This is a genomic window from Acinetobacter sp. GQ146 (assembly GCF_059758585.1).
In genome coordinates this window covers 30,241-46,840 of record NZ_JCAXDV010000009.1, presented here as the reverse complement: position 1 = coordinate 46,840, position 16,600 = coordinate 30,241, and the positions used below count along the sequence as shown (strand labels likewise).

Annotated in this window: 14 protein-coding genes; 9 read left to right on the top strand and 5 right to left on the bottom strand. The window is 42.3% G+C overall.

Translation table 11 applies throughout. The features are described from left to right. Positions 1 to 3: 3 nt before the first annotated feature. The 3 genes from smc to ligA all read left to right on the top strand — a co-directional run bounded on the left by smc (position 4) and on the right by ligA (position 6,535). On the top strand, positions 4 to 3,456 hold the full coding sequence (gene smc, locus AC6CHI_RS13815; protein WP_498121948.1) for a chromosome segregation protein SMC: 3,453 nt from the start codon (positions 4 to 6) through the stop codon (positions 3,454 to 3,456). 1 nt (position 3,457) lies between these two features. Then, complete coding sequence (locus AC6CHI_RS13810) at positions 3,458 to 4,408, top strand: cell division protein ZipA C-terminal FtsZ-binding domain-containing protein (protein ID WP_498121946.1); 951 nt, start codon at positions 3,458 to 3,460, stop codon at positions 4,406 to 4,408. An 87-nt stretch (positions 4,409 to 4,495) separates the two neighbouring features. Continuing rightward, positions 4,496 to 6,535, top strand: a complete 2,040-nt coding sequence (ligA, locus tag AC6CHI_RS13805; protein WP_498121944.1) for an NAD-dependent DNA ligase LigA — start codon at positions 4,496 to 4,498, stop codon at positions 6,533 to 6,535. Positions 6,536 to 6,596: 61 nt separating this feature from the next. Here ligA and AC6CHI_RS13800 read toward each other — a convergent pair whose 3' ends face one another. Continuing rightward, positions 6,597 to 7,664, bottom strand: coding sequence for an SDR family oxidoreductase (locus AC6CHI_RS13800; RefSeq protein WP_498121942.1), 1,068 nt, complete (start codon positions 7,662 to 7,664; stop codon positions 6,597 to 6,599). Between the two features lie 575 nt (positions 7,665 to 8,239). Between AC6CHI_RS13800 and ftn the strand changes: the two genes are divergently transcribed. Continuing rightward, positions 8,240 to 8,704 (top strand): heteropolymeric bacterioferritin subunit Ftn, encoded by a 465-nt coding sequence (ftn, locus tag AC6CHI_RS13795; protein ID WP_458893309.1) that lies wholly within the window; start codon positions 8,240 to 8,242, stop codon positions 8,702 to 8,704. Between the two features lie 68 nt (positions 8,705 to 8,772). On the opposite strand, the gene AC6CHI_RS13790 is transcribed toward ftn, so the two are convergent. Beyond that, positions 8,773 to 9,345 carry a peroxiredoxin gene (locus tag AC6CHI_RS13790; RefSeq protein WP_498121940.1) on the bottom strand — a complete coding sequence of 191 codons (573 nt, stop codon included), beginning with the start codon at positions 9,343 to 9,345 and terminating at the stop codon, positions 8,773 to 8,775. A gap of 235 nt (positions 9,346 to 9,580) precedes the next feature. Between AC6CHI_RS13790 and AC6CHI_RS13785 the strand changes: the two genes are divergently transcribed. The 5 genes from AC6CHI_RS13785 (at position 9,581) to bioD (ending at position 14,265) form a co-directional block, all read left to right on the top strand. Then, positions 9,581 to 10,312: an alpha/beta hydrolase family protein gene (locus AC6CHI_RS13785; protein WP_498121939.1), complete on the top strand. Its 732-nt coding sequence runs from the start codon at positions 9,581 to 9,583 to the stop codon at positions 10,310 to 10,312. An 88-nt stretch (positions 10,313 to 10,400) separates the two neighbouring features. Beyond that, positions 10,401 to 11,684, top strand: a complete 1,284-nt coding sequence (bioA, locus tag AC6CHI_RS13780; protein ID WP_498121937.1) for an adenosylmethionine--8-amino-7-oxononanoate transaminase — start codon at positions 10,401 to 10,403, stop codon at positions 11,682 to 11,684. Next, complete coding sequence (locus AC6CHI_RS13775; RefSeq protein ID WP_498121935.1) at positions 11,681 to 12,838, top strand: 8-amino-7-oxononanoate synthase; 1,158 nt, start codon at positions 11,681 to 11,683, stop codon at positions 12,836 to 12,838. The genes bioA and AC6CHI_RS13775 overlap by 4 nt, the downstream gene beginning before the upstream one ends. 9 nt (positions 12,839 to 12,847) lie before the next feature. Then, a complete protein-coding gene (gene bioC, locus AC6CHI_RS13770) occupies positions 12,848 to 13,627 on the top strand; it encodes a malonyl-ACP O-methyltransferase BioC (protein WP_498121934.1) in 780 nt (259 codons plus the stop codon). Further along, entirely contained in the window at positions 13,624 to 14,265 is a 642-nt protein-coding gene (bioD, locus tag AC6CHI_RS13765; RefSeq protein ID WP_498121932.1) for a dethiobiotin synthase, read from the top strand. Before bioC ends, bioD begins: the two co-directional genes overlap by 4 nt. A 69-nt stretch (positions 14,266 to 14,334) precedes the next feature. Here bioD and AC6CHI_RS13760 read toward each other — a convergent pair whose 3' ends face one another. From AC6CHI_RS13760 to AC6CHI_RS13750, 3 genes are all read right to left on the bottom strand, one after another. Beyond that, the gene (locus AC6CHI_RS13760; RefSeq protein ID WP_498121931.1) at positions 14,335 to 15,459 is read right to left on the bottom strand and encodes a hypothetical protein; all 1,125 of its coding nucleotides are present in this window, start codon (positions 15,457 to 15,459) and stop codon (positions 14,335 to 14,337) included. Between the two features lie 264 nt (positions 15,460 to 15,723). Then, positions 15,724 to 16,146, bottom strand: a complete 423-nt coding sequence (locus tag AC6CHI_RS13755; RefSeq protein WP_498121930.1) for an ExbD/TolR family protein — start codon at positions 16,144 to 16,146, stop codon at positions 15,724 to 15,726. 21 nt (positions 16,147 to 16,167) lie between these two features. Then, on the bottom strand, positions 16,168 to 16,593 hold the full coding sequence (locus tag AC6CHI_RS13750) for an ExbD/TolR family protein (protein ID WP_498121929.1): 426 nt from the start codon (positions 16,591 to 16,593) through the stop codon (positions 16,168 to 16,170). Positions 16,594 to 16,600 lie beyond the last annotated feature (7 nt).

Below are 16,600 nucleotides of genomic sequence, written 5' to 3'. Positions count from 1 at the left end.
ATTATGCGTTTAAGCAGTTTAAAACTTTCAGGCTTCAAATCGTTTGCCGACAGTACGACCTTACATTTTAAAGCCAACCGTACCGCGGTAGTTGGACCCAATGGCTGTGGTAAATCCAATGTGATTGATGCCATTCGCTGGGTCATGGGTGAGTCTAATGCACGCCAACTGCGTGGTGGCAGCATGCAAGACGTCATCTTTACCGGGACTGCCAAGCGTAAGCCTGTGGGTGTGGCCAGTGTCGAACTGCGTTTTGAAAATACCTATGGAAAGTTAGGCGGTACCTATAATGCCTATAATGAGCTGGCTGTTCGACGTCAGGTCAATCGCGATGGTAAGTCTGAATATTTCCTGAATGGCACCAAGTGTCGTCGCCGTGATATTACCGATATTTTCTTGGGTACAGGTTTAGGTCCACGCTCTTATGCGATTATTGAGCAAGGCATGATTAACCGTTTGGTCGATGCCAAACCTGAAGAAATGCGAGTGTTTATTGAAGAAGCGGCGGGGGTGTCGCGTTATCAGGCACGTCGTCGCGAAACCTTGCTGCATCTGGATCATACCACCCAGAATTTATCGCGTTTGGAAGATATTGCCCAAGAGTTAAAGTCACAGCTTAAAACCTTAAAACGTCAGTCTGAAACTGCGATTCAATATAAAGAATTAGAAAAAACCATTCGGAGCATTAAGGTTGAAGTGTTGTCATTCCAATGTGAACAAAGTAGCCGTTTGCAGCAGGAATATACGGTACAGATGAATGAGTTGGGTGACCAGTTTAAGTTGGTTCGCTCTGAACTCAGCACCTTGGAGCATGACTTAAGTTCGACCAGTGAACTCTTTCAGCGTCTGATTCAACAATCGACGCCATTACAAAATGAGTGGCAACAGGCAGAGAAAAAACTGGCTGAGCTGAAAATGACCCTAGAACAAAAACAGTCACTGTTTCAGCAAAATACGTCGACACTGGTACAACTGGAACAGCAAAAGGCGCAGACCAAAGAACGTTTGCAACTGATTGAATTGCAGTTAGAAACCTTGTTACAACAACAAGATGATCAGACCGAGCAGTTGCAGCAATGCGAAGTGCTGAACCAACAGCAGAGCCAAAGTTATCAAGATTTTAAAGCACAACAGCAACAGGTGCAGCAGCAGTTTGAACAGCTGAAAACCCAAGTTGAAAAGCAACAACAGCAAAAAATGCAGATGCTGGCTCAATCTGAACAGTTAACGAAGAATATTGAGCGGATTGAACAGCAGAAACAGACTTTGCAATTGCAAGCCGCACAGATTCAATCGCAAACCCAAGGCGATGATGTACAGCAATTAGAACTGGAAAAACAAGGCGTTCAGGCAAGATTAGCGCAATTAGAACTCGACATTCAGCAGCAAGCTCAGCAACACGAGCAGTTACAAGAGCAATATGCCCTGCAAAAAAGCCAGCTGCTACAGCTCAAGTCGGAGATTCAGGTTTTACAATCGGAACACCGAAATTTATCGCAATTGGTCGCTAAGCAAAGCCCTGATTCGCATAATTCTAATGTGCAATTGATGCAGTCCTTAAAATTAAATGAGCAAGGCAAACCGCATGCGCAGTTAATTGAAAAGTTTCTGACCAAATGGCTTTCAGCAGAAGTGCTGGATGAAGAAGCGGAATTCCAAGAAAGCATTGCACGTCAGCTTAAAATGAGCACAGGCAGTAGTCAGCTGACTTTGCCACAATTCCCCTGTCTGGCAGACTGGATTGCCTCAGCATCACATTCGCTGTGGAATCAGGTCGCTATTGCCAACTCACTGACACAGGCTTTAGTGCATCAATCTGAGCTTCAGCCAGGCCAGTCGATTTTAACCTTAGACGGTTATCATGTCGGTGCGGATTGGGTTATTGCGCTGTATTATGATGAAAGCAGCCAAGCAGGTCAGGGCGCACTCAGTCATCGTATTCGACTGGAAGGCATTGAGAGTGAATTAAGCCTGTTACAAGCCCAGTATGAGCAAGCAGAGCAGCATTTACCTGAGTTGCAGCAACAGATGCAACAGCAACAGGCTGTGTTGAAGGAGCAGCAAGAGTTACTGAAACAACAGCAGAAAACACTACAACAATTGGATGTCAATATTGCCAAGCTGCAAAGTAGTGCCCAAGCATTTGCCTTGCAACAGCAACAATTACGAGATCAACTTGTCCAGTTAGAGCAGCAGCTTGAAGAAGATGCTATGCAAAAAGATGATCTGGAAATAGATTTGCATGCATTGACGCTGAAGCTTGAACAGGTGTTGCCAAACTATAAAACTACGCAGTTTCAACTAGAAGAGTTGACTGAGCAAGTCGAGTTGGCGCAGCAGCAAGCCTTGCACTCGCAACAAGAGCTGGAAGTGTTACGCCGTCATGCGACGCAAACTCAACAGCAAACAGAGCTATTGGAAAAAGATGCTTCTTTCCTGAAAACCCAAAATCTGCAAATTACCCAACAAATTGAACAAGCCAAAAAGTTTATTGACCCTGTGCAACTTGAATTGCCAAGTCTGGAGTCGCAATTTGCCGAACAGTTCCAACAGACTGAAAAATTGCAGAAAAACTGGAATGCATGGCAGTTAGAACTCAACAGTGTGCAAGAAAAACAGCAGCAGGTCACGGAACAACGTCATCAACAGCAACAGCAAGATGAACGGTTACGCAGTCAGCTCGAAGAAAAGCGTTTGGCGTGGCAGGCAGCCAAATCCGATTTTCAACACTATTCTGAGCAGTTAAAAGCCATGGACAGTGAGCTGATTACGGGTTTAAACATTGATTTACCGGCACATCAGGCACGTTTGGAAAAAGCCCAACAGCAGTTTGCCAAATTAGGTGCAGTCAACTTGGCGGCTTCGGAAGAATATGAAGAAGTCTCCAAACGTTTTGATGAACTCAGTCATCAGATTGAAGATCTAGAGAAAACCGTGGCGCAACTACAAGCTGCCATGAAAAGTATTGACCAAGAAACCCGTAAGTTGTTTATGACGACTTTCGATCACGTCAATACCGAGTTACAGGACTTGTTCCCTAAAGTCTTTAATGGGGGAGAAGCCTGTTTGACTTTAGAAGATGATTGGCAGTCTGGGGTGAAACTGATGGCACGCCCACCGGGTAAGCGCAACAGTTCACTGGCCTTATTGTCCGGTGGTGAAAAAGCATTGACGGCATTGGCCTTGGTATTTGCCATTTTCCGTTTAAATCCTGCGCCATTTTGCGTTTTGGATGAAGTGGATGCACCTTTGGATGATGCCAATGTGGGGCGTTTCTGTAATTTGGTAAAAGAGCTTTCTGAACAAGTTCAATTCATTTACATTACACATAATAAGCTAGCAATGACGATGGCAACCGATTTACTGGGCGTGACCATGCCAGAACCGGGTACATCCAAACTTGTTAGTGTGAATTTGGAACAGGCAAAAGAATACGGTTTAGTCGCGGAGTCATAATATGGAAGTCACTACAATAGTTGGTATCGTAATCGCCGTAATCATAATATTCGTTGGTTTACGCATGCTGTTGAAAAAGCCAGCTGAAGCAACACCATCCCTTGAAAGTGCATTACAGGTGAATTCTGATAGTCAACTTCCTATCATTCCGCGTCATGTGCGTGATCAGTTGCAAACTTCGGAATCTACAGAGCGTGTAGAACCAACTTTAAATGAAGCTGCTGTTGCAGAAGATACAGAACAAAAGCCAGAACCTACAGTGAGTGTAGAACAAGATAAAGTAGCCCCTGTAGCCGTTGCAGATCAAACGCAAACTGAAGCGAACACTCAGCAAGTGCCAGCGGCAGAAGCGCCCATAGCTGATCCGAATACTGCAATCGCAGCAGAACATGCGGATGCAGATTCAGGCTTACATTTACAGCCGCATGTAGAAAAAGCCGAGATTACTGAATTTAATGAAGAAAGCAGTATCTTGGATGAACATTTACATGAACAGCAGCGTGTTGATGAGGAAAGTGTCTTACAGACTGCGGAAGAATTTATTGTCTTTAACATTTACCCAGAACGTCGCATTTTGACTGGGGACAAGATGTTGAAAGTCCTGCTTAAATATGGTTTGCGTTATGGTGAAATGGCATGTTTCCACCGTTATGACGAAGAACATCAAAAACTGTCTTTCTCGGTCTTACAAATTACCGATGAAGGTGCGGCAGGATTTGATTTGGAAACTTTAGCCAATGAGCAAGTCAAAGGTTTAGCCTTCTTCTTGGCTTTACCGCATAATGATGTGCAAAATGCCTTTGATACCATGGTCAGTATTTCTAACCTGATTGCGCGAGAAATTGATGGCACAATTTACGATCAGAATCAGCAGGAATTAACCGCACAATTGCGTGAATTTTGGCGTCATCAAGCAATTGATTACCGCTCAAATCAGCGAGCTACGGTATAATCAAATTGAAAATTAAGGTCTGATTTTTATAATAGACCGATCAGATTGTTGAAGGGCGGAAAAACCGCCCTTTTTTATGGTGAAACTATGACTCAGCAAAACACTGTTGTCGCACAAATGCGTCAACTGATTCAGATTCTGGCACAGCATAATCATGCCTACTATGTGATGGATCAGCCCACCATTGCCGACAGTGAGTATGACCAGTTATTTCACCAACTCAAGGCATTAGAACAACAATATCCTGAATGGGTACAAGCCGATACACCGACCCATAAAGTCGGTGGCAAGCCTTTAGCAAAATTTGAATCGGTCACACATGTGGTACCGATGCTGTCTTTGGGCAATGTGTTTAATCAAGAAGAATTATTTGCTTTTGCACGTCGTGTTGAAGAGCGCTTACCAAACCAAAAAATTGAATATGATGTTGAATTAAAGTTCGATGGACTCGCGATTTCGCTCTGGTATGAACATGGCGTGTTAGTGCGCGGGGTGACCCGTGGTGATGGTGAAACGGGTGAAGATATTACCCAGAATGTGAAGACCATTCGTAACCTTCCGAAAGTGTTGAGCCATGCTTCAGGCGTTATACCAAGTCTGCTCGAAGTGCGTGGCGAAGTACTGATGCCAAAATCGGGCTTTGAAAAGCTGAATGCTGAAAACGAAGCCAAAGGTGAAAAAACATTTGCCAACCCGCGTAATGCTGCAGCAGGCAGTTTAAGACAGCTTGATCCGAATATTGCGGCTTCGCGTCCACTGGCATTTTATGCCTACGGCATTGCGCAATGCGAACCGAATCATGGCTTGAAAACCATGTCCGAGAGTCTGGACTGGTTGGCTGGATTTGGCTTTGCCGTGGGTGAGCGTCATTTTGTCTGCGACAGTATTCAAGCGGTACAACAGGCGTATGAAAAAATTAATCTTGAGCGTCCGAATTTAAGCGTTGAAATTGACGGGATGGTGGTCAAGGTCAATGATTTAAAACAGCAACAGCAGTTGGGTTTTCTCAGTCGTGAACCACGCTGGGCAACCGCCTATAAATTCCCTGCGGTTGCCGCTTTGACCACGGTTGAACATATTGACTGGCAAGTGGGGCGTACAGGGACGCTAACCCCTGTGGCACGCTTAAATCCTGTGGCAGTGGGTGGGGTCACAGTCTCTAATGTGACTTTGCATAATATTGGTGAAATTCACCGTTTGGATGTACGTCTTGGCGATACGGTCAGTGTCTATCGCAGTGGGGATGTGATTCCTAAAGTGGAAAAAGTTTGGCCTGAGTTTCGTCCGAATGATACCCAGGAAGTGCATTTACCCGAACAGTGTCCAGTTTGTGCTTCCCCTGTGGTGATGCCTGAAGGTGAAGCCTTGGCACGTTGCTCTGGCGGTTTGTATTGTGCTGCACAGCGTATTGAAGCCATCCGTCACTTTGTTTCGCGTAAAGCTATGGATATTGAAGGTCTAGGCGAGCGTTGGGTAGAGTCTTTGTTGCATCTGGATTTACTACAAGATGTGGCAGATATTTATCACTTGCATGAACATCGTGAAAAATTACTCACCATTGAAAAAATGGGCGAGAAATCGGTTCAAAATCTGATTGATGCGATTGAAAACAGCAAAAAAACCACTTTGGCGGCATTTATTTACGCCTTGGGGATTCGTGGGGTGGGTGAAACCACAGCGCGTATGTTGGCCAATACCTTCCAAACGTTTGAAGCCTTACAACAAGCCGACATTGAGTCGTTAATGAAAACCCCAGATGTCGGTAATATCACCGCAGAGTGGATTTATGACTTTTTCCAAGCCCCGCATAATTTGGAAGTTTTAGAGCGGTTATTGGCGGCAGGCATACACTGGGACGCACCAGTTGCACCAACCCGTCAGCCTTTGAATGGTGAAAGTTGGGTGGTGACTGGTACACTGAGTCGCATGGGGCGTGATGAAGCCACACAGCTCCTGCAAGCACTGGGCGCACGTGTCAGTGGTAGTGTATCGAGTAAGACCAAGTGTGTCGTTGCGGGTGAAAAAGCAGGTTCGAAGCTGGATAAAGCGGAGAAGCTTGGTATTGCTGTGATCAACGAAGCTGAGTTTATTCAACTGATGCAAGATTATGGTCAGTTAGAGGCTTAGATTTTTGATTCGTATGAAATAAAAAAAGACACCGATAAGGTGTCTTTTTTTATGGTGATCATTACGGAATATATTGTTTGATCACACCATCGTTAAGCAATTGTTGAAAGTGCTCAATCAAGCTTTCTTTGACATCACGATATTGTAAGCCTAATTCTTTTTGGCTCTTGCTCGCATCAAAATAAATAGGATAACCCATATTCAGTTCAACAAACTCACGGCTAAAACCAATGAGCGGACCAATCACTTTAAAGGCAGTTTTTGGCAATTCATTGCGTGGAAATGGAAACTTCCAACCAAAATGGGCTTTAAGTAATTGACCAATTTCAAGCAAACTCAACGTATCGCCACTGACGATGTAACGACCTGTTGCTTTGGGATTAAATGCAGCCTGTAGATGTGCTTCGGCAACATCTTGAACATCAACCACCCCATTCCACATGGGTGGAACACCCGCGAGCGTTAAGCCATTGGTAAATTGTTGTAAGACCTCAATTGAACCTGACTGCGTATTTGGTGTTAATGAACGACCAAAAACCAAGGCTGGGTTAATGCAAACCAATTGCCAACGCTCTTGTGCATCTGCCATTTCCCAAGCTTTACGCTCAGCCATCACTTTAGAATATGGATAAGGCTGATGGGTCTCTGAGCTGCTGGTATTCCAGTGACTTTCATCAAAAGTATTATGATCAGTTTTTAAAATATCCACGGCATCGCCATAGGTCGATGCAATGCTTGAAGTGACAATGACGCGTTTGACAGACTCAGTTTCATTCACGGTGTTTAAAACATTTTCTGTACCCAAAACAGCAGGTTCAATGATGTCCTTCACGGCATTTTTATAGTTGGTCACAACGAAAGGTGACGCCATATGAAACACAATTTCACAGCCCTGCATGGCTTCTTTAAATGAATTGGGTTCGAGCAAATTCGCTTTAAATAGTTTGAGTGTTCCTGTACTGCTTTCTGCAATTTTCGATAAATGCGCGAAGCTTTGCGTTTTGTTCAGGTCACGGACAGTAGCATGGACGGTATAGCCTTGGGTTAATAATTTTTGAATTACCCAACTGGCAATATAACCCGAGGCACCTGTGACCAGTACAGGTGCTTGTGTTACTAAGTTTGTCATAGATCAACCGTTGTTGTTTTAAGTATTGGCATAGTGTAAACGCGAATGTAATGAAAGTCTTTGCTTATGGGGGACAGGTAGCTAACTGATGCGTCATTTCAACGTAGAGGTAGCTGTGCCTTATAAAACCCAATTGGGCGAGGTAAATACGACTTTCTTCGCCACTATAGATCATCTCATCAATAAAAAATATTTGGAAAGTGTGTTTAACGCTTACTATGCAACAATGGCGGCTCGTAGCTCTAAATTGAGTGTAACTTTTTTATTTTTAATAATAAAAAATAGTGGTGTGATAATTTAAACTTCGTGATGTTTTAAAGATGCGGCGAAATAAGAACTATTTTAAATAGTTACAAATTTTAAAATAAGCAAAATTCTGCATGAAATAGCCTTTGCCCGAAGAGGCAAAATACTGCAAAGGCTTATTTTATATGTGGAAAATGGGCGAATTTAAACTGCAAATGCGTATGTTTCTCATTTTAATTTTATAAAAATCATAAACTTACAAAATTTAACTTTTGCATTCTTAGTTAATTGTCGCCATAATATTTGAAAAAGGTATGGGGTATAACGAGATGCGTGGCAATCCAGAAGTAGTAGACTATTTAAATATGTTGATCGGTGGAGAACTGGCAGCTCGCGATCAATATCTCATTCATTCTCGTATGTATGAAGACTGGGGCTTAAGCAAAATCTTCGAACGTATTGACCATGAAATGCAGGAAGAAGCTTCCCATGCGGATGCCCTCATTCGCCGTGTATTGTTCCTCGAAGGAACACCAAATATGAATCGTGATGATATTGATGTCGGTCAAGATGTGGTGAGCTGCTTAAAAGCCGACTTGGCGCTGGAATATCATGTCCGTGAGAAACTGGCGCAAGGCGTGAAATTGGCGGAAGAAAAAGGGGACTATGTCACCCGAGATATGTTGCGTCAGCAAATGTCTGACACGGAAGAAGATCATACTTACTGGTTAGAAAAACAGATTCGCCTTATCGAATTGATTGGCTTGCAAAACTATATTCAATCGCAAATGTAAGCACGTCGCTTCATTTCAAAAAGGTTTTCAGACTTGAGTTTGAAAACCTTTTTTTATGTGCCAAATTTTTACTTTTTTGAAAACTTCTGAATATCCGTGAGCACCTGATTGGCATGGGTCTGGGTGTTTACGCTGCTGTAGTGATAAACAATCGTGCCTTGTGGATCGACCAAGAATGTTTCCCGTTTGGCAATTTGTGCCACACCAAAGTTACGCACGATGCCGAATTGTCCTGCAAGCTGTTGCTTTTGATCGGCCAAAATCGGAAAAGGCAGTCCCAATTTGCTGGAAAATTTTTGATGCGACTTTACATCATCTAGACTCACGCCTAGCACCACGGCATTGGACTTTAAGAATTTGGGATAGAGCGCTTTAAACTGATTGGCTTCTTGGGTGCAACCAGGAGAGTCATCTTTGGGATAGAAATACAAGACCATCCATTGACCACGGTATTGTTTGGAGTCGTGCCATTTACCATTTTGGTCTTGTAGCTTGAAAGTCGGTGCGGTTTGCCCAACCCATTGTTTTTGGCTTGAATTCGATTTAGAAAAGACAGCGTTTTCGGCATGACTGAGCGTATAGCTACCGATGGTACAGCTGATGCTCAGGAAACCGACACGGCACAGTTGGTTCAAATGCATATTTTTTCTGATTTTTGATGGACTGAATGTTTTATCTTAGCAAAGAATGCTTATGCTGAGTGTAAGAAAATAGATCGTTGACATGGCAGATACGGCAATCAAACTGCCTGAAATACAACCCGCCTACTGTTTCAGATGTGTGACTTTACAGTTGCAGAATGATAGGAAATGCAGCTCAGTCTAAAAATAAAAGTCGTTATACTGCTCGACAAAGTTTGATTCGTAGAGCAAAACCTTGAGCACAAGTATTTTACTCATCACAGGTTGGGGTGGTGGTACGCAACTGTTAGAACCCTTACAGCAAAAACTGCAACAGCACGGGCATCAGGTCGAACTGCTCAATATTTTTAATGCATTAGACCCTGAAACGCTGCAACAACAAGTCGAACATGCGCGTGGTTTTGAGGTGATTATGGGCTGGTCACTGGGCGGTCAGTTAGCCACCTTATTGGTTCAACAACTTCAGCAGCAATTTTCACAACAGAAAACCTTGATTACTTTGGCATCGAATCCTTGTTTTGTGGTGCAACCGAGTTGGGACACGGCCATGCCACAGGAAACGTTTATCCAGTTTAAGCAGTCATTCCAGCAAGATGCGATTAGCACCCTAAAACGCTTTGGTTTTTTAGTCTGCCAAGGCGCAGATTCTGCCAAGAAAGATTTTGTGCAAATGCAAAAAATGATTAAGCCTCAATCAGTTTCACTGTTGGAGCAGGGTTTAGTGTTATTAGAGCAGTTGAATTTAACTGAAACTTTAGCGCATTATACAGGAAGACAATTACACCTGTTTGCAGCACAAGATGCGCTAGTTCCAAGTGAAATTGTTGAAAATATGCAGCAATTACTTGCAGAAAATACAAAAATTATGTGTATTGATCATGTTTCACATGGCTTTCCATGCTTTGAAGCAGAACAAACTTTGCAAATTATTGCTGATTTTCTGCAAGAGTCCGTTCAGGCTGTCTAGGAATGACCATTCTCGCAATGTTTTTTAGAAACTTGCAGGTTTAAGATAGCCGATATTGTAAAAAATGAGTACGCCACAGGAGTTATGGATGACCGATTTATTTGACCTTGAACATATCTGGCATCCTTATACCTCTATGACTAATCCACTGCCGACTTTTAAGGTGAAAAAAGCCTATGGCGCAGTGATTGAGTTAGATGATGGGCGTCAGTTGCTTGATGGCATGTCTTCATGGTGGTGTGCGATTCATGGTTATAATCACCCAGAATTGAATCAGGCCGTCACCGATCAACTGCAAAATATGTCGCATATTATGTTTGGTGGCTTTACCCATGATCCGGCGATCGAGCTGGGCAAACTGTTATTAGAGATTACCCCACCGAGTTTAGATAAAATCTTTTATGCCGATTCAGGTTCTGTGGCGGTCGAAGTTGCCTTGAAAATGGCCGTGCAATACTGGACCTCACAGGGCAAAACAGCCAAAACCAATTTTGTCACGCCACGCTCAGGCTATCACGGCGATACTTGGAATGCCATGTCGGTGTGTGACCCAGTGACGGGTATGCATCAGATTTTTGGCAGTAGCTTGCCGAATCGTATTTTTGTTCCTGCGCCGCAAGTCCGCTTTGATCAAGACTGGGATGCTGCCGATATTGCCGAATTAGAACAAGTCTTAAAGCAACAGCATGACACGATTGCAGGACTGATTCTTGAACCGATTGTGCAGGGTGCAGGCGGCATGCGCTTCTATCATCCTGAATATTTACGCCAAGCCAAACTGCTGTGTGAACAATATCAAGTGCTGTTGATTTTTGACGAGATTGCCACTGGTTTTGGGCGTACAGGTAAACTCTTTGCCTGGGAACATGCACAGGTAGAACCCGATATTATGTGTATTGGTAAAGGCTTAACGGGCGGCTATATGACCCTGTCTGCAACCTTAACCTCGAAACATGTGGCAGAGACCATTTCTCAGGGTGAAGCCGGCGTGTTTATGCATGGTCCAACCTTTATGGCAAATCCTTTGGCTTGTGCAGTGGCACTTCGCAGTACGCAGCTTTTGGTCTCACAAGATTGGCAAAGCACCATTCAACGCATTGGACAGCAGTTGCAGCAGCATTTAGCGCCATTAGCGCAACTCAGTTATGTACAGGATGTGCGAGTGTTGGGGGCAATTGGTGTGGTTGAGTTGAAATTCAATGTTGATATGAAAACCCTGCAACAAGAGTTTGTTAAACGTGGCATTTGGGTTCGTCCATTTGGCAAACTGGTGTATGTGATGCCACCGTATGTGATTTCAGAAGCACAGTTAGATACCTTGTTGACCGAATTAGTCGATGTAGTGCGTCATATGCAAGAGGAAGCGGCATGAATTTGTTAGACCATTATGCAGCGCAACTGAATGAGCTGAAACAGCAGGGCAATTTACGTCAATTTACTTCCAATACCCAACAGGGCAAATGGATTGAAATTCAACAGCGTCGGATGTTGAATTTGGCTTCTAATGACTATTTGGGTTTGGCTTCAGATCTGAGCTTACGCGAACAGTTTTTTGATGAAACCCCGAATGCACAGCGGGTCATGAGTGCCTCTTCTTCGCGCTTACTGACCGGAAATTTTCCGGAATATGAACAGCTTGAAGCCAGCTTGAGTCAGGCTTTTGCTGGACGTGCCGCGCTGTTGTTTAACAGTGGCTATCATATGAATATCGGGATTTTACCCGCAGTTAGCGATGCCAAAACCTTAATTCTGGCCGATAAACTGGTCCATGCCAGTATGATTGATGGGATTCGTCTTTCATCTGCTAAATATGTACGTTATCGCCATAATGACTTGCAGCATTTGCAGCAGTTATTACAGAAATACCATGATGATGCGGCCTATGATCGAATCATTGTGGTGACTGAATCCATTTTCAGTATGGATGGCGATGAAACGGATTTGGCATCGTTGGCTCGCATTAAATCCCAATTTGCCAAAGTCATGCTATATGTGGATGAAGCGCATGCCATCGGGGTACGCGGTGAGCAAGGTCTTGGCTGTGCTGAACAGTATCAAGTCATCGAGCAAATTGACTTTTTGGTCGGGACTTTTGGTAAAGCTATGGCGTCTGTAGGTGGCTACCTGATTTGCCATCCGATAATTCGTGAGTTTTTGATTAATCGAATGCGATCACTGATTTTTAGCACCGCCCAGCCCCCAATTTGTATGGCATGGACCAATTTTATTTTCCAGAAAATGCGTAATTTGAACGCCAGTCGTCAGCATTTACAGCAATTAAGCACTTATTTACAACAAGCCGTACGGGCAAAAGGGTATGCTTGTCCGTCGACCAGCCATATTGTGCCTGTCATTATTGGTGAGTCGCAAAAAACCGTCGATACTGCAGTGCAGTTACAACAGGCAGGTTTTTATATTATGCCAGTGCGTCCACCAACGGTGCCTGTGCAAAGTTCACGTTTACGTATTTGTTTAAATACACAATTTCAGCAAGATGAACTGGATCAGTTTATCGCTTTGTTATGAGTTTTAGTGGTGAATCCATCTCAAATAGATAAATCCCGTGTGGCCTTGCGCTTTGCACAGGCGGGACAAAGCTATAGCGAACATGCTGTGGTACAAAAGCAAATTTGTCAGCATTTAATGCAATTGATGCTGAATTATTTGCCTGCAAAGCCACAAGCACGTGTGTTAGAAATTGGTTGTGGCTCGGGTAATTTAAGCCATTTGCTCATGCAAAATTTGCACATAGATCACCTGATTCTGAATGATCTGTATGCTGAGGTACAACAACATTTTCCACAGCAAGCGCAGATTGAATGGTTGATTGGTGATATCGAGCAATTGGATTTGCCGCAAGATTTGAATCTGGTGACTTCCAGTTCAGCATTACAGTGGATGACGGATTTGCCTGCCATGTTTCATCGCGTGGCACAGGCGTTACTCCCGCAAGGTTATTTCTGTTTTTCGATTTTTGGGCAGAACAATTTAAAAGAAATTAAAGCCTTAACAGGACAAGGCTTGCACTATCCCACTTTACCAGAATTGCAGCAAGCCTTAGAGCAGGCGGGTTTTGAAATTTTGCAGTTGAGTGAGCAGGTCAGTACGTTAAATTTTGCCCATCCTAAACAGGTGCTCAAACATTTAAAAGCAACAGGGGTAACGGCAACCAGCGTGCACTATCGTTGGACCAAACAATCGCTGCAAAAGTTTTATCAAGATTATCAACAATTTTCACAGATTGATGAATTTGGGCAGTTGCACTATTGCTTAAGCTATCACCCAATTTATTGTATTGCACGGAGAACAACATGACCGCAGACATCTATTTTGTGAGTGGTATTGATACGGGTATTGGCAAAACTTACGCCACTGGATATTTGGCGAAATTATGGAATGCCGAAGGTCAACGCACTATTACCCAAAAGTTGATTCAAACTGGCAATGTGGATGTGTCTGAAGATATTGAGCAGCATCGTGAAATTATGGGTACAGGTTTCTTGCCAGAAGATGACAGCAAACTGACCATGCCTGAAATTTTTACCTATCCAGCTTCTCCACATCTAGCCACGAAAATCGATGGCCGTGAGATTGATTTTGCCAAGATTGAACATGCAACGCAGCAGTTGGCGGATAAATTTGAAGTGGTGTTACTGGAAGGCGCGGGCGGCTTAATGGTGCCTTTGACGACCGAATTGCTGACGATTGATTATCTGGCAGAAAAAAAATTCCCAGTAATTTTGGTCAGTTCAGGACGTTTAGGCAGCATTAACCATACCATATTGAGTCTGGAAGCCTTAAAAGCACGCGGTTTGTCTTTATATGCATTGGCCTATAACTTAAATGATGAATCGCAAGACCCTATCATTTCTAAAGATACAGCGGAATATCTTAAAACTTATTTGGCGCAGCATTTCCCAGAAGCACAATGGATTGATATTCCAGTGTTGTGATTTATTTGAAAAAGGTTTCATCGAGTTTGATGAAACCTTGTAATAGTGCTATGAATTTAGTCTATTAGTTTAGTGATAATAAGCTAGAATTTGTTGGGTAATAAAATCATGACCAGCTTTATTAAATAAGGTATAGCTACCTTTGGATTCATAATTGACCCAAGTGCCAATGTTTTCCCCGTAATTCGGTGAGATGATGTCACCTTTCATGTCCCATTCACCATCATAGATTTTGCCATCTTTTTCAATTGCTGGATCTGCACCCGTATAAATACTATTACCATTGGTATCTACAGTATAAGCAACGTTCAGATTAAACATTTTGTCGATTTTATATTGCTGACTACTTTGTGGATAATTCGTTTGTATCCATTCAGTTAAACTTTTGGCTTCGGAAATATTATCATTCCAAAAATAAAATTGGTTTTCGTCATAGATGACTGTTTTTGGCACATATACAAATGAACCAGTAGGGAACGTGGCATTACTGCTTAAGAGGCTTTTAAACGCATCGGCATTATTTTTGAGGATGCCACCCACTTGATCGCTAATGAAAATATAATCTAGAACTTTTGGGTAGTCTGTTGAGATATTGCTAGGCAAAATATCTGCTATTTTTTTCCCTGAAAGATCAAATTTTTCAAAGTCATAATTTAATTTTCCTGCATTAAAATTACATGTGTCATTAAATTGTGAAGTTGAAATATTTAACCCTTTAGATGAGGAAAGATAACCTAAAGGCCAACCTTCATTCTGCTTGTTAAAAGATTTTTGCGTAAATAGACCGAATGAATTTAAGATATTATGATTGGTGGTGATATCCATCATATTAGTTTCGACTTCTTCTAAGCTGATATTATAAAGTGGCTTGTAGTTGATATATAACATTTGCCCCTTGAGTTTAATTTCATCGCTATACAATTGATCGGTTACATTATAGCCAGTTTGAGGGGGAACAGATTCCTCAAGCTTATAGTCATAGTCGATAATATATAAAGGTTCATCAAAAATAGTAGTTCCTGTAATTTTTGAGTTGAGTAAGATACCTCGATTACATTGAGATTCAGTAGTTTCTGTAGAACTTGAATTTGAAGAGGATAAATTTGAAGAAGAAGCAGAATCACTTGAGCCCCCTCCGCATCCACTTAAAAATGCCAATGACATAGCAAGACTTAAAACAGTTAGTTTTTTCATTAGTATTACTCTAAGTTAAATTATTGAATTATTAAGTATTAAATTTCGAAGCGGATTATATACAGAATGGTTTGTATAGTGAATATTTTTTATGCATTAATTTCTAGCTGAATCATGCTTATAGATTAAATTTTTTATTTACAAATAAATTTTTTTAAATAGGATTACCAAGATTCTGTTGAATATACTTAAGTCAGTATCTATATCTTTAAAAGAAAAAACCGCATTTCAAATAACAGGAAATGCGGATTATTTCTGACAAGATTAAAGTGTCGCGTTACTTTCAATCCCAATTTTGCTGATATTCAGACGTTGAGCCATCGCCATAACCATCGCGACTTGTTTGTACTCAGTCATACGGTCGGGCTGGAGTTTAATTTGGTCTTGTTCGGACTTTTTTGACACCGTCATAAATAAGTTTTCTAAAGCCTGCTTATTCTCTACAGGTTGACCATTCCAAAAGATTTTTCCTTGTGCATCTAATTTGAGATTGATGATTTCAGGTGGTTTTTCATTGCTTTGTGGTGGCGGAGCACCATTCGGCAAATTAATATTGATGGCATTATTTGGAATTGGGATGGTGATAATAAACATAATAATCAACACCAACATGACATCAATTAATGGTGTCATGTTGACATCAAGCATTACATCATCGTCATCATTTGAGCCAACATTTATACCCATAACTTTCTCCTTCGCACACGATTAAGGTGAAGAAGGCGGAGTGGTGACAAAAGCAATTTTGCCAATTCCTGCCTGTTTGGTGGCATTGATGACTTGATCAATGGCTTCGAAGTGTGTGAGCTGATCACCGCGAATATGTACTTCAGGTTGTGGGCGCTTTTGCGCTTCTGCTTGTAATCGTGTGAGTAAAGTAGCTTTATCTCCAATATATTTTTCATTCCAAAATACATCGCCATTTTTATTCACTGCCAGTTGAATATTTTCAGGCTTATTGGCATAAGGCATGTTTTTTTCCTCTGGCAATTTTACTGGCACTGTATGAATGGCAACGGGTACTGTAATCAGGAAAATAATCAGCAAAACCAGCATAATATCCACCAGTGGGGTGGTATTAATGGTGCCGATTACATCATCTTCACTGTCATCTGAACTGACCATCATGCCCATGCTTGAA

What these genes read in the sequence shown, in the direction of transcription:
- ligA (WP_498121944.1), top strand. Translation starts at nt 4,496, where the DNA reads ATGACTCAGCAAAACACTGTTGTCGCACAAATGCGTCAACTGATTCAG.
- AC6CHI_RS13790 (WP_498121940.1), bottom strand. Translation starts at nt 9,345, where the DNA reads ATGCATTTGAACCAACTGTGCCGTGTCGGTTTCCTGAGCATCAGCTGT.
- smc (WP_498121948.1), top strand. Translation starts at nt 4, where the DNA reads ATGCGTTTAAGCAGTTTAAAACTTTCAGGCTTCAAATCGTTTGCCGAC.
- AC6CHI_RS13750 (WP_498121929.1), bottom strand. Translation starts at nt 16,593, where the DNA reads ATGGGCATGATGGTCAGTTCAGATGACAGTGAAGATGATGTAATCGGC.
- bioA (WP_498121937.1), top strand. Translation starts at nt 10,401, where the DNA reads ATGACCGATTTATTTGACCTTGAACATATCTGGCATCCTTATACCTCT.
- AC6CHI_RS13775 (WP_498121935.1), top strand. Translation starts at nt 11,681, where the DNA reads ATGAATTTGTTAGACCATTATGCAGCGCAACTGAATGAGCTGAAACAG.
- bioD (WP_498121932.1), top strand. Translation starts at nt 13,624, where the DNA reads ATGACCGCAGACATCTATTTTGTGAGTGGTATTGATACGGGTATTGGC.
- AC6CHI_RS13800 (WP_498121942.1), bottom strand. Translation starts at nt 7,664, where the DNA reads ATGACAAACTTAGTAACACAAGCACCTGTACTGGTCACAGGTGCCTCG.
- AC6CHI_RS13760 (WP_498121931.1), bottom strand. Translation starts at nt 15,459, where the DNA reads ATGAAAAAACTAACTGTTTTAAGTCTTGCTATGTCATTGGCATTTTTA.
- AC6CHI_RS13810 (WP_498121946.1), top strand. Translation starts at nt 3,458, where the DNA reads ATGGAAGTCACTACAATAGTTGGTATCGTAATCGCCGTAATCATAATA.
- ftn (WP_458893309.1), top strand. Translation starts at nt 8,240, where the DNA reads ATGCGTGGCAATCCAGAAGTAGTAGACTATTTAAATATGTTGATCGGT.
- AC6CHI_RS13755 (WP_498121930.1), bottom strand. Translation starts at nt 16,146, where the DNA reads ATGGGTATAAATGTTGGCTCAAATGATGACGATGATGTAATGCTTGAT.